Raw genomic sequence first — 14,412 nt, forward strand, 5'->3', positions numbered from 1 at the left:
CCGCCATGTACGTGCGACTGCTCATCCTTCTTTTCATACAGCTCACCGCCTGCGTACTGCCGGTGCGGGCCGTGGTCGACATTTCGGATTCGCCCATCATGGTCGGCACCGCGGTGGCGCCCAACATCATGTTCCTGCTAGACGATTCGGGATCGATGCAGTGGGAAGTGATGCCGGATGAAAACCTCTATTACTCCTACTATCTTTTTCCGGTACCAGCACTGCTCTACGGCGCAGGGGTATACACCTCCCAGGTACCGACTTTCCAAGACAACAACATCCATAATTTCTATGGACGGTCGTCGGCCAACAATCAGGTGTTCTACAACCCGTTGAACACCTACAAGCCGTGGATACGCTCCACCGGCGAATCCTTCGGCGACGTGTCACCCACCGCTGCCCCCTACAACCCGGTCGACGCGACCCGCGGGACACTGAACCTGACCGCCGCGGCCACCCAGGCCGCCTTCTGGTTCACCAACACCTCCAATACCGACCAGAATCAGGCCAGCTATGCCTGCGTTCCGCCCTGCAACCAGACCTTCCAGCCCATCACGTATTTCGTCTACAAAGGATCCGGCTCTCGCGTCAGTGCCGCCAACTACGTGAAATACCAGATCCGCGGTACGCGGGCCTACAAGCGGGATCCGGTCACCGCCGCCGAAGTGGAAATCACGAGTTTTCCATGGCCGAACGGAACGACGCGGACCGTGGCGCAGGAGACCCAGAACTTCGCCAACTGGTTCAGCTATTACCGCAGCCGTACGCTGGCAGCGAGGGCAGGGGCCTCGATCGCCTTCGGTCAGCTTGGTACGAACTACCGGGTCGGCTTCCGCACCATCAACGGGGCGGGCGAATTCCTGATCCCGACCACAGGCACGTTCACCGGCACCAATCGATCAACCTGGTTCGACCGGCTTTTCAACACCCCGGTGCCGTCTTTCGGCACGCCCTTGCGCACCGCACTTGCCTGGGCGGGCAACTATTACGAAACCAAGACCGGCACGGACGATCCGTGGAAGGACAGCGCGTACACGCAGCCGCTGGCCTGCCGTCAGTCCTTCACCATTCTGACCACTGACGGCTACTGGGGTGACATCTACGCCCTGCCGGCAGACCAGAACGCGGACGGGACCGCTGCGCGCCCATACCGCGATACCTACAGCAACACGCTCGCGGACGTCGCTATGTACTACTACAAGCGCGATCTGCGCACCGGCATCGCGAACAACGTGCCGACCTCGCCCAAGGACAGCGCCAACTGGCAGCACATGGTGACCTTCGGCATTTCGCTCGGCACCCAGGGCACGCTGAACCCGGACACCGACCTGGCCGCGCTGACCGCGGGCACCAAGAGCTGGCCCGATCCGACCACCAGTTCGCCGGCAAAGCTGGACGATCTGTGGCATGCGACGCTGAACGGACGGGGTGCTTTCGTCAATGCCAACGATCCGACCGAATTCGTCGATGGCCTTTCGTCGATGCTGGCCGACATCGGTGAGCGTGTCGCGTCCAATGGCGCGGTCGCGGCGACCAGCACCTCGATCAGCACCAACACCCTGCTGTTCCAGGCGCGCTTCGTCGGCAACGACTGGACCGGCGATCTGTGGGCCACCCGCTTCAATACGGACGGAACGCTCGCGACCACGCCCAGCTGGAAGGCGGGCGAACGGCTGCCAAGCGCAGCCAGCCGCGCCATCTACACCTGGTCGGGTACGGCCGGCATTCCATTCCAGTGGGCCAGCCTCACCACCGCGCAGCAGACCACGCTGGGCAGTTCGGCCACACTGTCCTATCTGCGCGGCGACACCTCCGGCGAACTGCGCAACGGCGGCACGCTGCGCAACCGTGCGTCGGTGCTCGGCGACATCGTCAATTCGTCTCCGGTCTATGTCGGACCGGTCACCGATCTGCGTCTGGACCGCTTCAGCTGGACCGGCGCCGACACCTATCAGGCGCATCGCACCGCGGTCGCCTCGCGCCGGGAAATGGTCTATGTCGCGGCCAATGACGGCATGCTGCACGGCTTTGACGCGCGCACCGGCGCCGAACGCTTCGCCTTCGTACCCAGCGGCGCACTGGCGACGATGAAGACGCTGACCAGCCGCGACTACGCCCACAAGTTCATCAACGATGGCACGCCGGTCGTGGCCGAGGTCTATGTGAATGGCGCCTGGCGTACCGTCCTCGTCGGCGCGCAGGGCCGGGGCGGAAAAAGCCTGTACGCACTCGACGTGACCAGTCCGGACAGTTTCGGCACGAGCAAGATCATGTGGGAATTCACCCACGCCAGCCTGGGACAGATCGTCGGTCCGCCGGTGATCGCCCGGCTGAACGACGGCAGCTGGGCAGCCATTGTCGGAAACGGCTACAACAGCGGCAACGAGCGGGCGGAGCTGTTCGTGATCAATCTGGCCACCGGTGCGCTGATCGCGCGCATCGACACGCTGCGCGGATCGTCGACCACCCCGAACGGGCTTGCGGTCGCCGAAGGCGTGGATATCGATCGCGACGGCGACATGGATTACTTCTACGCCGGCGACCTGCTCGGCAATCTGTGGAAATTCGACTTCACCGCTGCCACGGCTGCGCAGTGGAAGGTGGCGTACGGCACCACCGCCGCACCTGCACCGCTGTTCTCGGCCACCAGCAGCAGCGGTGTGGTGCAGCCGATCACCGGTGGCGTCAGCGTCGGCTTCAATCCCAAGGACCGCAAGCTGTGGGTGTTCTTCGGTACCGGGCGCTATCTGTCGACCGCCGACCTCTCGACCACCGCCACCCAGACCTGGTACGGCCTCAACGACACCGGCAGCACCATCGCGAGCCGCAGCGATCTGGCGCAGCGCATCATCCTCCAGGAAAGTTCGACCGGCGCCGGAGATTCCTACCGGGTCGTATCCAAACCGGGCGACAGTTCCGGCGGCACGGTCATGGGAACCAAACGGGGCTGGTACATTGACCTGACCTCACCGGTGTCCGGCGCCGAGGGCGAGCGCATCATCCATCCGCCGGTGCTGGCCAGCAGCACGCTTTTCGTCAATTCGCTGATCCCCAGCAGCGATCCGTGCGTACCGGGCGGGCGAGGGTGGGTGATGGGCGTCAATCCCTTCACCGGCGGCCGGCAGGAATTCGACGTATTCGACTTCAACCGCGACGGCAGCGTCGACTCCGGAGACCAGGTCAATCTGGCCAATGGCGATGGCACCAGCCGCAGAACGGTGGGCAGCGGTTACAGCACCGACAGTCTGCCGGGCAGCCCGCTGCAGATCGGCAAGCAGCAGGTCGTCGGCGGGTCGGACGGTACCGCCCATACGCGCATCGTGTCGGACGGCCTGCGGTCCGGACGGGTGTCGTGGAAGGAAATAGTCAGGGACTGATGGACGTGATGAAAAAAACGGGACTGCTCGCGGCCTGCATGTTCGCCGCCTGGACGACATGGGCGGCGGAGCCGCTGTCGCCGATCGCCAATCCGTCGCTGTATGAGGAACAGGGCATCGCCGGCCAGGTGGACAGCGCAACCGGCGCCATTTCCATCGGCGGCAAGCGCTACCGGGTCAACGCCCGGACGGTCATCTTTCTCGACGACGGCCGCGGCAATGTGAGGCGCGCTGCGAAGGTGACCGACATACCGGCCAACGCACCGGTGCGCTTTTCAACCGGAGCGGACGGCTCGGTCACCCAGATCTACGTCGGTGGAGGCATACAGCCGTACAGGCCGTGAAGCGCCGATAGCACGGTCTGAGGCGTCGTTTGCGACCGCGAAGCCCGGAAGAATCTGCTGCGCCGCCCGACTCCTCAACTTCTGAAAATTACTGAGTATGGTAGGACCGCTGCATCATCTTCATGCTGTGCACCCGCAGCATCCGCCGGAGCGGGCAGCGCTCCGAACATAACGAAAACCACCGAGGCGGCCACCCCGCCCAGCTGCTTTAGGCGCTGAATCCAGGCCTCGCGGGCCTCCGGTTTCGTCGCCCGCTCCGCTTCCACCGCCGCGATGATCGCGGCCGGGTCTTTCCCCAAGACCTCAGCAATCCTGAACGCCCCTTCAACGTCCAGCTGTGACCGGCCCGTCCGGTAATGGCTGATGGCCTGCCGGCTCATCTCCAGCGCCTTTGCCAGCGCGTAATCCGACTCGATGCCCAAGGCGGACTTCGCCTCCTGCATCAACCTCTGAGTGGTGTTCATTGAAATCCCCTTCACGTGGACGGCTGCACTCTAACGCTACGTCCACAGCTGGGGAATACGCTCCATCAGTTGACTAGTTTCAAGATGTGGACGTATTTTTCGCCCTGCACCCGGAGCTAGGGCGGTCCCCGCGATCCCCTTCACGTTTCCGGTTGCCCTGCCGGGTGCATCCCTGCGGGCCTCAAACCGGAAACCTTGAAGGGGATTCCAATGAGCGACACACCTGTAGCAGCCGGCCAGCTGTCGGCCGAAGAACGCAGCAAGAGCAGCGGACACCCGGTCATCGAGATATCGGCCGTCATGGCGGACATGGCCGCCGTGGTCGATGCGGACGTGTGGTTCGAGGGTGAGAAGGTGCTTGCGATGACGTTCCAGCCGCACGAGGCGCTGACCATCGCCGAATCGATCATCCGGGCCGCCACCGTGGCCTCGCACATGAACCGCGGCCAGCGGACGGGGAGCCTGCAATGACTCAGTATCCGATCGCGTCGATAGGGTCATGGGTGCTGCCGTGCTTGTTGAGCGACGTTTTCAGGCTGACGGAAGACGATGACAGCATGCGGAGCATGGATGCGCCGGAACGAGTGCCGGCCGGGTCGTGCGTTCATGCGGTCGTGTTCGGGTATGAGTTCGTGCGGCAGCGTGAGGTGGTGCGATGAGCGCCGCCGACCTTCACCGCGCCCGCGCCGTGATCGCCCGTGCGGATGCCACCGTCGAAAGCCGACTGCTGGAAATCCGCGACTGCGCGAACCGCCTGTCCATCTGTATCACCCCGGCGCTGCTGGCCGCCGTCGAACTGATCGTCCTCGCGCAGCAGGACGAAGCGCGCGGCGTCTGCATCCTGCCGCCGCATCACGCCGTCCAGCTGCTCGATCTTGTGCAGCAGTTCAGCAGCACGGTGGACCTCGCCTGGGAGAACGCTGACGCCGCGCTGATCGAAGCCCGCGCCCGCCTCGCCAGACAGGCGGCCAATGAGAAGCAGGCCGCCTGATGTACTCGCACCCGCACGCCATCGACGCCCAGCGCCGAATTTTCGGACGCCGACGCTGGTCGTGCGCCCGCCGTTTCTGGACCGCCTACGCGGTCTTCACTGCCCTGATCACTGCGCTGGTGGTCGGGGCTTTTTCATTGAAGGAGAGCGCAATGCAGCCCTGGGACGCCGTTCAAGTCAGCAACGAGGACAACCCGCACGCCGGCCGCGCCGGCATCGTCACTCAGATCAACCGCGAGTCGGGGCAGACCGTCGTGCGCCTGGACGCCGACAGCGAACGGCCCGTCGTGGAAGTGGCCGTCGACGTCAGCGAACTGAAGCGCCTGTGATGAAGCTGGGCCAGCCCTGCGTTGTGGCCGCGTCCAGCGACTTCTACGCCGCTATCGATGGCTGGCCTGTCGAGGTGGTCGCCGTCGAAGGTTTGACCGCCTCCAGCGCCGTGCCAGCCCCCGCGCGGGGCATGGCATGGGTCAAGCACACCAACGAGGAGCGCGTCGCGCACTTCCTCGTGCCCCTCGACCAGCTACGGCCGGTCGCACAACCGCACTGAACGAAACCCGTGCAAGCTCTTCTCGGTACTAACGCGAAATCGATACACGCGGGCGGGAAACCCGCGCGCAGTCTGGATTCCAGCGCGGCGGCGTGCGAGGCGAAGGCGGCCCGCTTCCGTCTGCAGCGCACGGCGCAGAGCATCCTGTTCCGGAAAGACCTCGCGCCGCTGCAGCAGCACCGCACGTGCTGGTGCCATCGATCGATGCGCGGCGAGTCCGCGACGCTGTACCGCGCGGCGGACGGCTCCAATGCGTACCTCTCGGGCCTGAACACCTGCGGCAACGGCTGGACGTGCCCGGTGTGCGGCGCCAAGATCGCCGAACACCGCCGCCGCGAACTGTCCGAAGCGATGGCCGCGTGGACGAATGCCGAAGGCGGCACGGCCTACCTCGTGACGCTGACGTTCCCGCACGCCGCGGGCGATGACCTGGGCGCCATGCTCGAAAAGCTGGCCAAGGCGCGGCAGGGCTGGAAGAACAGCCGGACCTACAAGCGCATCCTGGGACCGGACGGCACCGCCGGCTCTGCTGGTGCCGTCACGGCGATGGAAGTGACGCACGGCGCGAATGGCTGGCACCCGCACGTGCATATGCTGGTCTTCGCCGCCCGCGGTGGCCTGGGCGATGGTCTGCCGGCGCTGAACGGTGACCTGTCGTCGCCGGATATCGACGCGCTGCGCGGCGCCTGGGTCAAGCAGCTGCTGAAAGTCGGCCTTGCGGACCAGCAGCAGGTTTCCGACGTCTGGGCGCACAGCTTCAACGTGCGCGGCGGCGAGAAGGCCGCGGAGTACATCGCCAAGTACGGCCGCGACACCCGGTGGGGCGCGTCGTCGGAACTGACCCGCAGCGCGGCCAAGGTGGGCGCGGCCGGCACGGTGGGCGGCGCATTGCATGTGACGCCGTTTCAGCTGCTGGAATGGGCCGGCGCTGGCGACACCCGCGCCGGCGCGCTGTTCCGCGAGTACGCGGACGCCTTCCACGGGAAACGTCTGCTCACCTGGTCGCCGGGTCTGCGCAAGCGCCTGAAGCTGTCGGCGGAAGAGGCGTCAGATGAAGCGGTGGCCGACCTCGACGAAGAACTGCCGGAGCGCCAGCGCGTGGGCGTGCTGCAGGTGGAAGATCTGCAGGTGATCGTGTCGCGTGGCCTGCTCGGCGAACTGGTGCGCACCTTCGGGCCATATGGCCGCGCCGACGATCAGGAATCGCTGAACGACTGGATGGCCTGGGCACGCACGATGCCGAAGACCGGACGCGGCGCCGTGCTGGTGCCGCGCGTCTTCACCAGTGGCCGCGACGTGCTGGAACTGGCCGCATGACGGCGCACGAAACCGCCGTCGCGCTGCGCGATGACCTGTCGGCACTGTGGGCGAAGGCGCCCGCCATCATCCGCCTGCAGCTGTCCGCCGAAGTCGCCGCGATCCTGCGGCGCGCCGATGACCTGGTCACCCTGACCGCACCAAAGGAGCAACCGCGATGAAACGACAGATCGGCACCGGCCCGTGCCTCGCCTGCGGCGAAACGATCCCCTACAAGGAAGCCGACAGCGGCGCGCTGTCGGTCTGCTGCCCGTGGTGCGACTTCAGCGGCTACGGCCGGCAGGGCACCCAGGCGCGCAAGGTCATTGAATCGAAGATGAAGCCGAATAACTCCAGCAGCCAAGGCGCTCACCCCGAGCCGGCAGCGGTGCCGCCGGCCGGGGCAGCGGCCAAGCCGGCCGCGAAGCCGAAACCCGCAACGATCTTCGGGTGAGCGCCATGGCCGACCAGAACACCGCACCCGACGCGCTCGCCGATCTGGCGCACCTCGCGGACGCCGCTGACAGCGCGCACGCTGAACAGACCGCCGCTGCAAAGCCGGCCGGCCAGGTCGCCTCACCGGCACCCAGCCAGGCCGACCAGCTTGCCGCAATCCTGCTGACCGTTGGCAGCATGGGGAGCATGCGTTTCCCATCGCTGGCCAAGGTCTACACCGAAGAACGGTGCAAGGCGCACGGCGAGGCGCTGGCGCCCGCGCTCGAGCGCCTGGGCGTGAGCCTGAACCACGGCGAAACGATGATGTGGATCGGTGCCGGCGGATCGGTGCTGATGCTGCTGATCGAAACCCGGAACGCGATCATCGCGGACCTGAAGACCGAACAGGCAGAGCAGGGCACGAAGCCAGCTGCGCCGATCCCCGGCCAAGTGGTGGCCAGCGCACCGGCCGCCGATCCGGCCAAGCCGGCGGACGGCGTCCACTCGCAGATGGGCCTGTACCAGTGACCACGGTCAAGCCGGCCACCGGCAACGCCCGCAGCGCGCGCATCGTCGCCGTGTTCGGTGCCACCGGTACCGGAAAGTCGATATGGACCATCCAGCAGCTGCGCAAGCCGAAGCGCAACCGCCTCGTGATCTGGTCGCCGAAAGAAGCGCAGGACGGCCACGCGATCACCTTCCAGGCGCCGGCCGTCGATACGGTGCGCGACGCATACGCCGTCATGTCGGCGGCCGGCACCACGTCGCCGTTCCGCCTGGTGTTCCGCCCGTCGATCAACCGCAAGACCGCGGTCAAGCAGTTCGACGCCATCTGCGCCGCCGTGCTGAAGCTGGGCAACATCACGCTGGTGGTGGAAGAACTGCACACCGTCACGCAACCCAGCTGGGCGCCTGACCAGTGGTCCGCGCTGGTGCTGATGGGCCGCGCCGCGGGCGTGGAAATCTTCGCGCTGTCGCAGCGGCCGGCGTCGGTCGATAAGGACCTGTTCAGCAACGTGTCCATGATCCACGCCGGCCGCGTTTCGTTCGAAGATGACGCGAAGGTGCTGGGCCGCGTGCTGCTGGTGCCGCCGTCCGATCTGCTGACGCTGCCCGATCTGCACTTCATCGAACGCACCACCAGCCCGAACGAAACCCGGCGCGGAGTGGTGAAGCCGTGAGCGGCCACAAGCGTGCAGGGCGACGGCGGGTGTATCGGGACAATGCGGACCGCCAAAAGGCCTATCGACTGAGGAAAAAATTCACCCTCATGAACGCTCGGGCTCCCAGCAGCTGGAAAAAATCGTAACGCCGTCACCGCTGGTGATGTGTACCGGCCGAAAACGTAACGCACACAGAAGGCTCCTCTTCACCCGCTACGGCGGGTTTTTTTTCGCCCGGTGATCGCCGGGCAGGGCAGGGCGGGGCGGTGTTCAATGCGCCGGGCATCAATGAGCGCCCGGCTTGGGTTTCCGGCCCGCTCGCGCGCAGTCTCCGACACGTCGGCACACCCGCCGAATTCAACCATCGGAGACAGTGAAATGAACGCACACGTCAAGGGCTTCGGCCTGTTCCTCGCCTACTCGGTCGTGCACGCCCTGGTCGTGCGCCCGGTCTTCAAGCAGCTGAACGTGCCGGTCCTGAAGGACCTGTAATCGGGGGGCCGCGACATGCTTTTCGTCAAGAACGTACCCTTCAACAACGTCGTGGCCAACGGCGTTGCGACCGTCAATCTGCCGATTGGCATGTCGTATAACCGCATCCTGCTGCAGCTGGGCGGCACCTTCACCAAGGCGATGATCACCGACATCAAGGTGAAGCTGAACGGCAAGGTCATCTTCCAGAACACCGGCGCCCGCCTGGACCTGATCCAGACCTATCGCGGCTTCGCGGCGTCCGCTAACTTCCTCGTGATCGACTTCACCGAAGCGCGCGCCCGCACGATGGCCGAACAGTACGTCGGCAACCTGAACACCGCGCAGGGCGTGTCCTCGCTGACGCTGGAAGTCACCATCTCGGGCGCCACCAGCCCGACGCTGGATTCGTGGTCCGAACTCGGCCCGCCGGCACCGCTGGGCGTGATCTACAAGCAGCTGATGTTCGTGTCGTCGAACACCGGCAGCGGCAAGTTCCCGGTGCGCCTGATCGACGTGGCGAACCGCGGCTGCATCGTGAAGCGCGTCCACTTCGCCCACGGCGGCAACCTGTCCAGCCTGGAAGTGAAGAAAAACGGCATCGTCATCTTCGACAACGTGCCGACCGCGGTGAACTCGTTCCTGAACGGCCAGTACGAAAAGACCGCGCAGACCAACCTGTTCAGCTACGACCCGACCTGCACCGACAACTACAGCGAGGCGATCCGCACCAACGACATGACGTCGCTGGAATTCAACGCCACGTACAGCGCGAGCGACACCACCACCGCCGTGGTGGAAGTGCTCGACGTGCTGGGCAACCTGTAAGGGGGCCGCGCCATGTCGTGGATGTTCAACTCTGACGGCACGCTGAGCGACTACGACACCGGCGCGACCGTCAATCCGAACGCGAATGAATGGTGGGGCGCGTCTCAGCCGTCGTCGTCTGATGGCGGATGGGACTACGGCAAGGACGTGCTCGACATCCTGAAATTCGGTGCTGGCGTGCTGCTGATGCGCGATCAGTCCGAGTGGCAGGACCAGCGCCGCTATGAACAGGCGGCGAACGGCATTGCCCTGCAGGGCCAGGCCGCCGCCGTCCAGGCGCGCGCCACCGGCCTGCAGGCGTCCGCTATGTCCGGCATGCTGCCGATGCTGCTGATCGGCGGCGCGGTGGTGATCGCCGGCATCCTGTTGCTGAAGGACTGAGCGTGCTGGAAGGAATCACCGCGTCGCAATGGCTCAACGCCGGTTCGTCGGTGCTCGGCAAGGCGCTGTCCGCGCCGCCGGCACCGCCGGCCATTTCCGGAAGCGGCACGCTCGGCTCTACGGTCCCGGTCGATCATTCGGGCTGGACCGTGAGCACCGGCGGCGGTACCGCCTACGGCACGCCGCCCGCGCTGAAATCGACGTCGGTCTACATGGTCGCCGCGGTCGGTGCGGCGGTCGTGCTCGCGCTGCTGGTCTGGAAGAAGAAGGGCTGACCATGGGCCTGCTTTCGTCCAGCAAGTCGAAGTCGTCGACGTACAACACCACGACGATCAACAACATCGACCGCCGCATCGTTGCGGACGGCATGTCGTCGGTCTTCGCGCCGGATATCAGCATCGGCGGCGCCGGATCATCGCTGTCGATCACCAACGTCGATCCGGCGCTGATCAAGGCAGCGGCCGACATGGTGTCGCAGAGCAATGACACGCTGCGCGCCGGCTATTCCGATCTGGCCGCGAGCTACCTGTCGCTCATCCAGTCGAACGAGCGCCAGAACGACACGCTGCAGGCCAACGTGCTGCGCGTGCTGGATGCCACCGGCGACCAGTTCAAGGACGCGACCGATACCGCGGTCGGCAACAAGCCGCTGATCTACGCCGGGCTGCTCATCGCCGGCGTGGTCGCGCTGCAGGCGATGCGCTGATGCAGACCTACCGCTTTGACCTCCCGCAGCTGTCGGCGCCGGTCGGGATCGCCGTTGAAGCCACGTCCGTGCATTACGTGCGCGGCAACGCCCGCGGCTGGTCGAATGCGATCCTCGTGAGCGCGGACGCCACCAGCCAGCGAGTGCGCATGGTGCCGGGTCAGAAACTGCGCTTCAACGCACCGGTGAAACAGCTGTACATCGAGAACGCGGACGGCGAAGCCGGCATCGTCGGCGAACTGGTGGCAGGCCTCGCCGACTTCCAGGACAGCCGCGTCATCGGAAACCTGACCGTCAGCGAACGCGAACTGGCGTCCGCAATTGAGGGGAAGAACTTCTACATGCAGCGGTCGGCGCTGATCGCCGCCAGCGGCGCCGGCAACGTGGCGATTTTCGGCCTGCGCAACCACGAAGACAGCGGCGTCATCCTCGTCGTGAAGCGCCTGGTCGTGTCGCTGAAGAATGACGCCATCGGCCTGCTGCGGCAGGGCTACAGCTTCCAACGTGACGTCGCGTTCCCGGCCACCGACACGTGGACCGCATGGTCATCGTGGCCGCAGGGCACGAACGCGCGCCTGTACGACAACGCGACTTGGTCATCGCTGATCAGCGCGTCCAAGGCCCGAATGCTGGTCACCGTCAGCACCGACCCGTATGTGCACAACGGTGAAGACCTGTACTTCCGCCAGTCGCTGGTGCTGGACCGCTTCCCGCGCGTCGTGGAACCGGGCCGCGGGCTGGCCTGGATCGTCATGTCTCAGACCATCGCCACCACCGCCTGCATCGAAGTCGAGTGGACGGAACTGGCGGAGTCGGACGTCGAATTCATCTAAGGGGATCGCAATGCCGAGTATCACCAACCCGTTCTTCCAGAACGCCAGCGCGCAGAAGGTGGCCACCGCGCGCGACATGCTGAAGGCGCATCTGCAGGCGAACCGTGAAACGAAGGTCTTCACGTTCGCCCAGCTGCGCGAACAGCTGCCGGAAGTGGCCGCCCTGAGTGGCGCTGAACTGCGCCGCGTGTGCAGCACGCTGCAGCTGTCGGTGACGGAATGAGCCGCGCCGCCGCTCTGGTCGTGATCGCCGCCGGCATCGGTGCCGCCTGGTGGTTCGCCCGCCGGCCGGCCACCACCGGCGCGCCGGCCGTGACCGGCACCACGTCCGATGACTACCTCGGCTTCTGGTTCACCAACCCCTACACCGATACGTCGGAGTGGGATTCCACCGTCACGCCGACCGACCCGGACGGCTACGTGGACGAAGGGCTGGTGGAGAACTACTTCATGCCGGTGCTCTACAGCGCCGGCACCGCACTGTCTGGTTTCACGGGGGGCCGCATGTTCTTATCACTGGCAGGTTTGAACGCGATCAAGGAACACGAAAAGTTCGTGTCGGTGCCCTACAAGGATCAGGCGGGCATCTGGACCATTGGCTACGGCCACAAGATCGAGGCCGGCGAGGAATTCAGCAGCCTGACGGAACAGGAGGCGTCCTCGCTGCTAGCCAAGGACGTCGGCCGCGCCGAAGACGCCGTGAATTCTCTGGTGCGCGTCGGCCTGTCGCAGTACCAGTTCGACGCACTGGTGTCGTTCGTCTTCAACGTCGGCACCGGTGCGTTCCGCCGCTCCACGCTGCTGCGGAAGCTGAATGCGGGTGATCCGACCGTCGCGCAGGAATTCACGCGCTGGGTCTATGTGACCAAGGGCGGGCAGAAGGTCCAGTCCGCCGGCTTGCTGAACCGCCGACAGGCTGAAGTCGCCATGTTCAGCGGCACCGCCGGGGGCTACTACTCATGAAAACCGAACACCTCTTGATCGTCGCGGCCGCGCTGTTCCTGCTGTACCGGGCAGGGCAGGGCGCCGCCGCCGCGCAGCAGTCGGCCAACGCCGACCCGTACAGCTACACCTACCCGTGAGGCGCCAATGAGCAGCTCCCTTCCCATTCCCAAGGTTTCGACCGAACAGCTGTATTTCATCGGCGGCGTGATCGTGCTGGGCGTGCTGTTCGTGGCCGTGCGCAACGGCGCCAAGGCCGTGGAAGCAGTGTCCGCATTCGGCGAATCAATCAACCCGGTGTCGCACAACAACATCTTCTATCGCGGCAGCAACGCGGTCGGCCGGGCCATCTTCGGCGATGACTTCCAGTCCTGGGGCTATTGGCTCTACGACGCGCTGAACCCTGACGATCTGGAAGAAACGCCGGCCGCGACGAATCCGAACCCGTCGCCGGTCGACCTCGGTCAACAGTCGTTCGAACAGCTGCAGAACGACGCCTTCGGAGCTTGGTTCAAATGAAAAAGACCACCCAACGCCTGAAAGAGCCCAGCACCTGGGCGGGCCTCGCCGGCCTCGCCGTGCTGTTCGGTGCCAGCGTCGAAGAGGCGCAAGCCGTCGCCAACGCGGTCGGCGGCCTCGCCGGCCTGGTCGCCGTGTTCATGCCGGAGAACCAAAGCAATGCCCAGCATCGTCCGTGAAATCGCAACGCTGCTGGTCTGCGGCGGCGCGCTGTACGGCGGCATCCGTGCAGACCTGCAGAACATGCTGGTGAGGATCGAAGCCAACGAAGCTTCGGTAACGCGGGCTCATGCCCGACTTGATCAACTCTACGAAAGGGGATCGCGATGACGAAGAAGAAACGCCTGCCGCCTCGCAAGAGCAACGGCCAGTTTCGCCGCCGTAAGAAGGGCTGACCGATGAAGCGATACAGCCTCCAGATGCAAGCCGGCGTGCCGGTCGAACTGGACCACCCGGGCCGGTTCTTCACGCTGCTGGAATCCGTGGCGCCGGTGACTGTCTCCCTGCAGCGTGCAGGAAAGCAGGCCGAACTGCTGGAATCGATCACCGCCGGCTTCTGGGCAGACTTCGAAGACGATCCCTTCACGCGCGTTCGCATCATCTCTCCGGGACCGCAAACCGTTTCGTTTCTCGTATCGATGGTGCGAACTGGCGTCGCCGATATGGAAAGCGGACTGCCCACTATCACGGCTGCGTCCGGAACGAATCCCGTTGTCGCCGGCGATGCAATGCCTGGATGGGTGTCGGGCGATATCGCGAACTTGGCGCCGTCCGCAGGGGTGACGGTAATTTTCGATCTCGGGCCGCACTGGGACCGATATGGAGTTGTCAGCGTCAGCGTTTTCCCTCAGGCGCCATCATCCGGCCTGAACGCGGTACAGATCTACAGCGGACCGAATGCCTCTACGTCGTCAATCCGTCGATTGCAGCACGCGTTCGGTTCAAACTGGGGCTCCACGTTCTCGAATATGGCATCCGCCAACGGAACGAATCAAACGCATGTGCGGCCGACCGGGCGTTACGTCATGGTCTATGCGGTAAATGCGGATGCAGCAAATGCCCTGGGAGCATCGTCGTCGGTGATCATCGCCGCATACCCGCACAGCTGACCG

The 14,412-nt window shown here is 65.1% G+C and carries 24 protein-coding genes; 23 read left to right on the plus strand and 1 reads right to left on the minus strand.

What is annotated here, in order from left to right; translation table 11 throughout:
• Positions 1–5 precede the first annotated feature (5 nt).
• Together METUNV1_RS05870 and METUNV1_RS05875 are read left to right on the plus strand one after the other, a co-directional pair.
• Entirely contained in the window at positions 6–3,377 is a 3,372-nt protein-coding gene (locus tag METUNV1_RS05870; protein WP_008059782.1) for a pilus assembly protein, read from the plus strand.
• Between the two features lie 8 nt (positions 3,378–3,385).
• Complete coding sequence (locus tag METUNV1_RS05875) at positions 3,386–3,721, plus strand: hypothetical protein (RefSeq protein ID WP_139026293.1); 336 nt, start codon at positions 3,386–3,388, stop codon at positions 3,719–3,721.
• Between the two features lie 74 nt (positions 3,722–3,795).
• Here METUNV1_RS05875 and METUNV1_RS05880 read toward each other — a convergent pair whose 3' ends face one another.
• Positions 3,796–4,185, minus strand: a complete 390-nt coding sequence (locus tag METUNV1_RS05880) for a helix-turn-helix domain-containing protein (protein WP_008059785.1) — start codon at positions 4,183–4,185, stop codon at positions 3,796–3,798.
• Between the two features lie 210 nt (positions 4,186–4,395).
• Here METUNV1_RS05880 and METUNV1_RS05885 point away from each other — a divergent pair, with 210 nt between their 5' ends.
• From METUNV1_RS05885 to METUNV1_RS05980, 21 genes are all read left to right on the plus strand, one after another.
• Positions 4,396–4,656, plus strand: a complete 261-nt coding sequence (locus METUNV1_RS05885; RefSeq protein ID WP_008059787.1) for a hypothetical protein — start codon at positions 4,396–4,398, stop codon at positions 4,654–4,656.
• 184 nt (positions 4,657–4,840) lie between these two features.
• A complete protein-coding gene (locus METUNV1_RS05890; RefSeq protein WP_008059789.1) occupies positions 4,841–5,176 on the plus strand; it encodes a hypothetical protein in 336 nt (111 codons plus the stop codon).
• The gene (locus METUNV1_RS05895) at positions 5,176–5,505 is read left to right on the plus strand and encodes a hypothetical protein (RefSeq protein WP_043359196.1); all 330 of its coding nucleotides are present in this window, start codon (positions 5,176–5,178) and stop codon (positions 5,503–5,505) included. The genes METUNV1_RS05890 and METUNV1_RS05895 overlap by 1 nt, the downstream gene beginning before the upstream one ends.
• Positions 5,505–5,726, plus strand: coding sequence for a hypothetical protein (locus METUNV1_RS05900; RefSeq protein WP_008059792.1), 222 nt, complete (start codon positions 5,505–5,507; stop codon positions 5,724–5,726). Before METUNV1_RS05895 ends, METUNV1_RS05900 begins: the two co-directional genes overlap by 1 nt.
• 9 nt (positions 5,727–5,735) lie before the next feature.
• On the plus strand, positions 5,736–7,043 hold the full coding sequence (locus METUNV1_RS05905) for a protein rep (protein ID WP_139026294.1): 1,308 nt from the start codon (positions 5,736–5,738) through the stop codon (positions 7,041–7,043).
• Positions 7,040–7,204 (plus strand): hypothetical protein, encoded by a 165-nt coding sequence (locus METUNV1_RS05910; RefSeq protein ID WP_008059796.1) that lies wholly within the window; start codon positions 7,040–7,042, stop codon positions 7,202–7,204. Before METUNV1_RS05905 ends, METUNV1_RS05910 begins: the two co-directional genes overlap by 4 nt.
• Complete coding sequence (locus METUNV1_RS05915) at positions 7,201–7,476, plus strand: hypothetical protein (RefSeq protein WP_008059798.1); 276 nt, start codon at positions 7,201–7,203, stop codon at positions 7,474–7,476. The genes METUNV1_RS05910 and METUNV1_RS05915 overlap by 4 nt, the downstream gene beginning before the upstream one ends.
• Before the next feature lie 5 nt (positions 7,477–7,481).
• Positions 7,482–7,985 (plus strand): hypothetical protein, encoded by a 504-nt coding sequence (locus tag METUNV1_RS05920; protein ID WP_043359198.1) that lies wholly within the window; start codon positions 7,482–7,484, stop codon positions 7,983–7,985.
• Complete coding sequence (locus tag METUNV1_RS05925; RefSeq protein ID WP_008059803.1) at positions 7,982–8,638, plus strand: hypothetical protein; 657 nt, start codon at positions 7,982–7,984, stop codon at positions 8,636–8,638. The genes METUNV1_RS05920 and METUNV1_RS05925 overlap by 4 nt, the downstream gene beginning before the upstream one ends.
• Before the next feature lie 489 nt (positions 8,639–9,127).
• Positions 9,128–9,919, plus strand: coding sequence for a major capsid protein P2 (locus METUNV1_RS05930; protein WP_008059807.1), 792 nt, complete (start codon positions 9,128–9,130; stop codon positions 9,917–9,919).
• A 12-nt stretch (positions 9,920–9,931) separates the two neighbouring features.
• Positions 9,932–10,300 carry a hypothetical protein gene (locus METUNV1_RS05935; protein WP_008059809.1) on the plus strand — a complete coding sequence of 123 codons (369 nt, stop codon included), beginning with the start codon at positions 9,932–9,934 and terminating at the stop codon, positions 10,298–10,300.
• A 2-nt stretch (positions 10,301–10,302) separates the two neighbouring features.
• Entirely contained in the window at positions 10,303–10,575 is a 273-nt protein-coding gene (locus METUNV1_RS05940; protein ID WP_008059811.1) for a hypothetical protein, read from the plus strand.
• Between the two features lie 2 nt (positions 10,576–10,577).
• Positions 10,578–11,006, plus strand: a complete 429-nt coding sequence (locus METUNV1_RS05945; RefSeq protein WP_008059813.1) for a hypothetical protein — start codon at positions 10,578–10,580, stop codon at positions 11,004–11,006.
• Positions 11,006–11,839, plus strand: a complete 834-nt coding sequence (locus tag METUNV1_RS05950; protein ID WP_008059814.1) for a hypothetical protein — start codon at positions 11,006–11,008, stop codon at positions 11,837–11,839. Before METUNV1_RS05945 ends, METUNV1_RS05950 begins: the two co-directional genes overlap by 1 nt.
• Positions 11,840–11,849: 10 nt before the next feature.
• On the plus strand, positions 11,850–12,062 hold the full coding sequence (locus tag METUNV1_RS05955; RefSeq protein WP_008059816.1) for a hypothetical protein: 213 nt from the start codon (positions 11,850–11,852) through the stop codon (positions 12,060–12,062).
• The gene (locus METUNV1_RS05960; RefSeq protein ID WP_008059818.1) at positions 12,059–12,802 is read left to right on the plus strand and encodes a lysozyme; all 744 of its coding nucleotides are present in this window, start codon (positions 12,059–12,061) and stop codon (positions 12,800–12,802) included. Before METUNV1_RS05955 ends, METUNV1_RS05960 begins: the two co-directional genes overlap by 4 nt.
• Positions 12,799–12,921 carry a hypothetical protein gene (locus METUNV1_RS20085; RefSeq protein ID WP_008059820.1) on the plus strand — a complete coding sequence of 41 codons (123 nt, stop codon included), beginning with the start codon at positions 12,799–12,801 and terminating at the stop codon, positions 12,919–12,921. The genes METUNV1_RS05960 and METUNV1_RS20085 overlap by 4 nt, the downstream gene beginning before the upstream one ends.
• A gap of 7 nt (positions 12,922–12,928) precedes the next feature.
• On the plus strand, positions 12,929–13,300 hold the full coding sequence (locus tag METUNV1_RS05965; protein WP_008059821.1) for a hypothetical protein: 372 nt from the start codon (positions 12,929–12,931) through the stop codon (positions 13,298–13,300).
• Positions 13,297–13,479 carry a hypothetical protein gene (locus METUNV1_RS05970; RefSeq protein WP_139026295.1) on the plus strand — a complete coding sequence of 61 codons (183 nt, stop codon included), beginning with the start codon at positions 13,297–13,299 and terminating at the stop codon, positions 13,477–13,479. The genes METUNV1_RS05965 and METUNV1_RS05970 overlap by 4 nt, the downstream gene beginning before the upstream one ends.
• Entirely contained in the window at positions 13,460–13,630 is a 171-nt protein-coding gene (locus tag METUNV1_RS05975; RefSeq protein WP_158005291.1) for a hypothetical protein, read from the plus strand. The genes METUNV1_RS05970 and METUNV1_RS05975 overlap by 20 nt, the downstream gene beginning before the upstream one ends.
• A gap of 68 nt (positions 13,631–13,698) precedes the next feature.
• Positions 13,699–14,409 carry a hypothetical protein gene (locus tag METUNV1_RS05980; protein ID WP_008059827.1) on the plus strand — a complete coding sequence of 237 codons (711 nt, stop codon included), beginning with the start codon at positions 13,699–13,701 and terminating at the stop codon, positions 14,407–14,409.
• Positions 14,410–14,412 lie beyond the last annotated feature (3 nt).

The sequence above is a fragment of the Methyloversatilis universalis FAM5 genome (genome assembly GCF_000214035.2).
GTDB lineage: Bacteria > Pseudomonadota > Gammaproteobacteria > Burkholderiales > Rhodocyclaceae > Methyloversatilis > Methyloversatilis universalis.

Bases quoted from the DNA above. Each gene is read 5' to 3' on its own strand.
- METUNV1_RS05870 (WP_008059782.1), top strand. From the start codon at position 6: ATGTACGTGCGACTGCTCATCCTTCTTTTCATACAGCTCACCGCCTGC.
- METUNV1_RS05875 (WP_139026293.1), top strand. From the start codon at position 3,386: ATGAAAAAAACGGGACTGCTCGCGGCCTGCATGTTCGCCGCCTGGACG.
- METUNV1_RS05880 (WP_008059785.1), bottom strand. From the start codon at position 4,185: ATGAACACCACTCAGAGGTTGATGCAGGAGGCGAAGTCCGCCTTGGGC.
- METUNV1_RS05885 (WP_008059787.1), top strand. From the start codon at position 4,396: ATGAGCGACACACCTGTAGCAGCCGGCCAGCTGTCGGCCGAAGAACGC.
- METUNV1_RS05890 (WP_008059789.1), top strand. From the start codon at position 4,841: ATGAGCGCCGCCGACCTTCACCGCGCCCGCGCCGTGATCGCCCGTGCG.
- METUNV1_RS05895 (WP_043359196.1), top strand. From the start codon at position 5,176: ATGTACTCGCACCCGCACGCCATCGACGCCCAGCGCCGAATTTTCGGA.
- METUNV1_RS05900 (WP_008059792.1), top strand. From the start codon at position 5,505: ATGAAGCTGGGCCAGCCCTGCGTTGTGGCCGCGTCCAGCGACTTCTAC.
- METUNV1_RS05910 (WP_008059796.1), top strand. From the start codon at position 7,040: ATGACGGCGCACGAAACCGCCGTCGCGCTGCGCGATGACCTGTCGGCA.
- METUNV1_RS05915 (WP_008059798.1), top strand. From the start codon at position 7,201: ATGAAACGACAGATCGGCACCGGCCCGTGCCTCGCCTGCGGCGAAACG.
- METUNV1_RS05920 (WP_043359198.1), top strand. From the start codon at position 7,482: ATGGCCGACCAGAACACCGCACCCGACGCGCTCGCCGATCTGGCGCAC.
- METUNV1_RS05930 (WP_008059807.1), top strand. From the start codon at position 9,128: ATGCTTTTCGTCAAGAACGTACCCTTCAACAACGTCGTGGCCAACGGC.
- METUNV1_RS05935 (WP_008059809.1), top strand. From the start codon at position 9,932: ATGTCGTGGATGTTCAACTCTGACGGCACGCTGAGCGACTACGACACC.
- METUNV1_RS05945 (WP_008059813.1), top strand. From the start codon at position 10,578: ATGGGCCTGCTTTCGTCCAGCAAGTCGAAGTCGTCGACGTACAACACC.
- METUNV1_RS05950 (WP_008059814.1), top strand. From the start codon at position 11,006: ATGCAGACCTACCGCTTTGACCTCCCGCAGCTGTCGGCGCCGGTCGGG.
- METUNV1_RS05955 (WP_008059816.1), top strand. From the start codon at position 11,850: ATGCCGAGTATCACCAACCCGTTCTTCCAGAACGCCAGCGCGCAGAAG.
- METUNV1_RS05960 (WP_008059818.1), top strand. From the start codon at position 12,059: ATGAGCCGCGCCGCCGCTCTGGTCGTGATCGCCGCCGGCATCGGTGCC.
- METUNV1_RS20085 (WP_008059820.1), top strand. From the start codon at position 12,799: ATGAAAACCGAACACCTCTTGATCGTCGCGGCCGCGCTGTTCCTGCTG.
- METUNV1_RS05965 (WP_008059821.1), top strand. From the start codon at position 12,929: ATGAGCAGCTCCCTTCCCATTCCCAAGGTTTCGACCGAACAGCTGTAT.
- METUNV1_RS05970 (WP_139026295.1), top strand. From the start codon at position 13,297: ATGAAAAAGACCACCCAACGCCTGAAAGAGCCCAGCACCTGGGCGGGC.
- METUNV1_RS05975 (WP_158005291.1), top strand. From the start codon at position 13,460: ATGCCCAGCATCGTCCGTGAAATCGCAACGCTGCTGGTCTGCGGCGGC.
- METUNV1_RS05980 (WP_008059827.1), top strand. From the start codon at position 13,699: ATGAAGCGATACAGCCTCCAGATGCAAGCCGGCGTGCCGGTCGAACTG.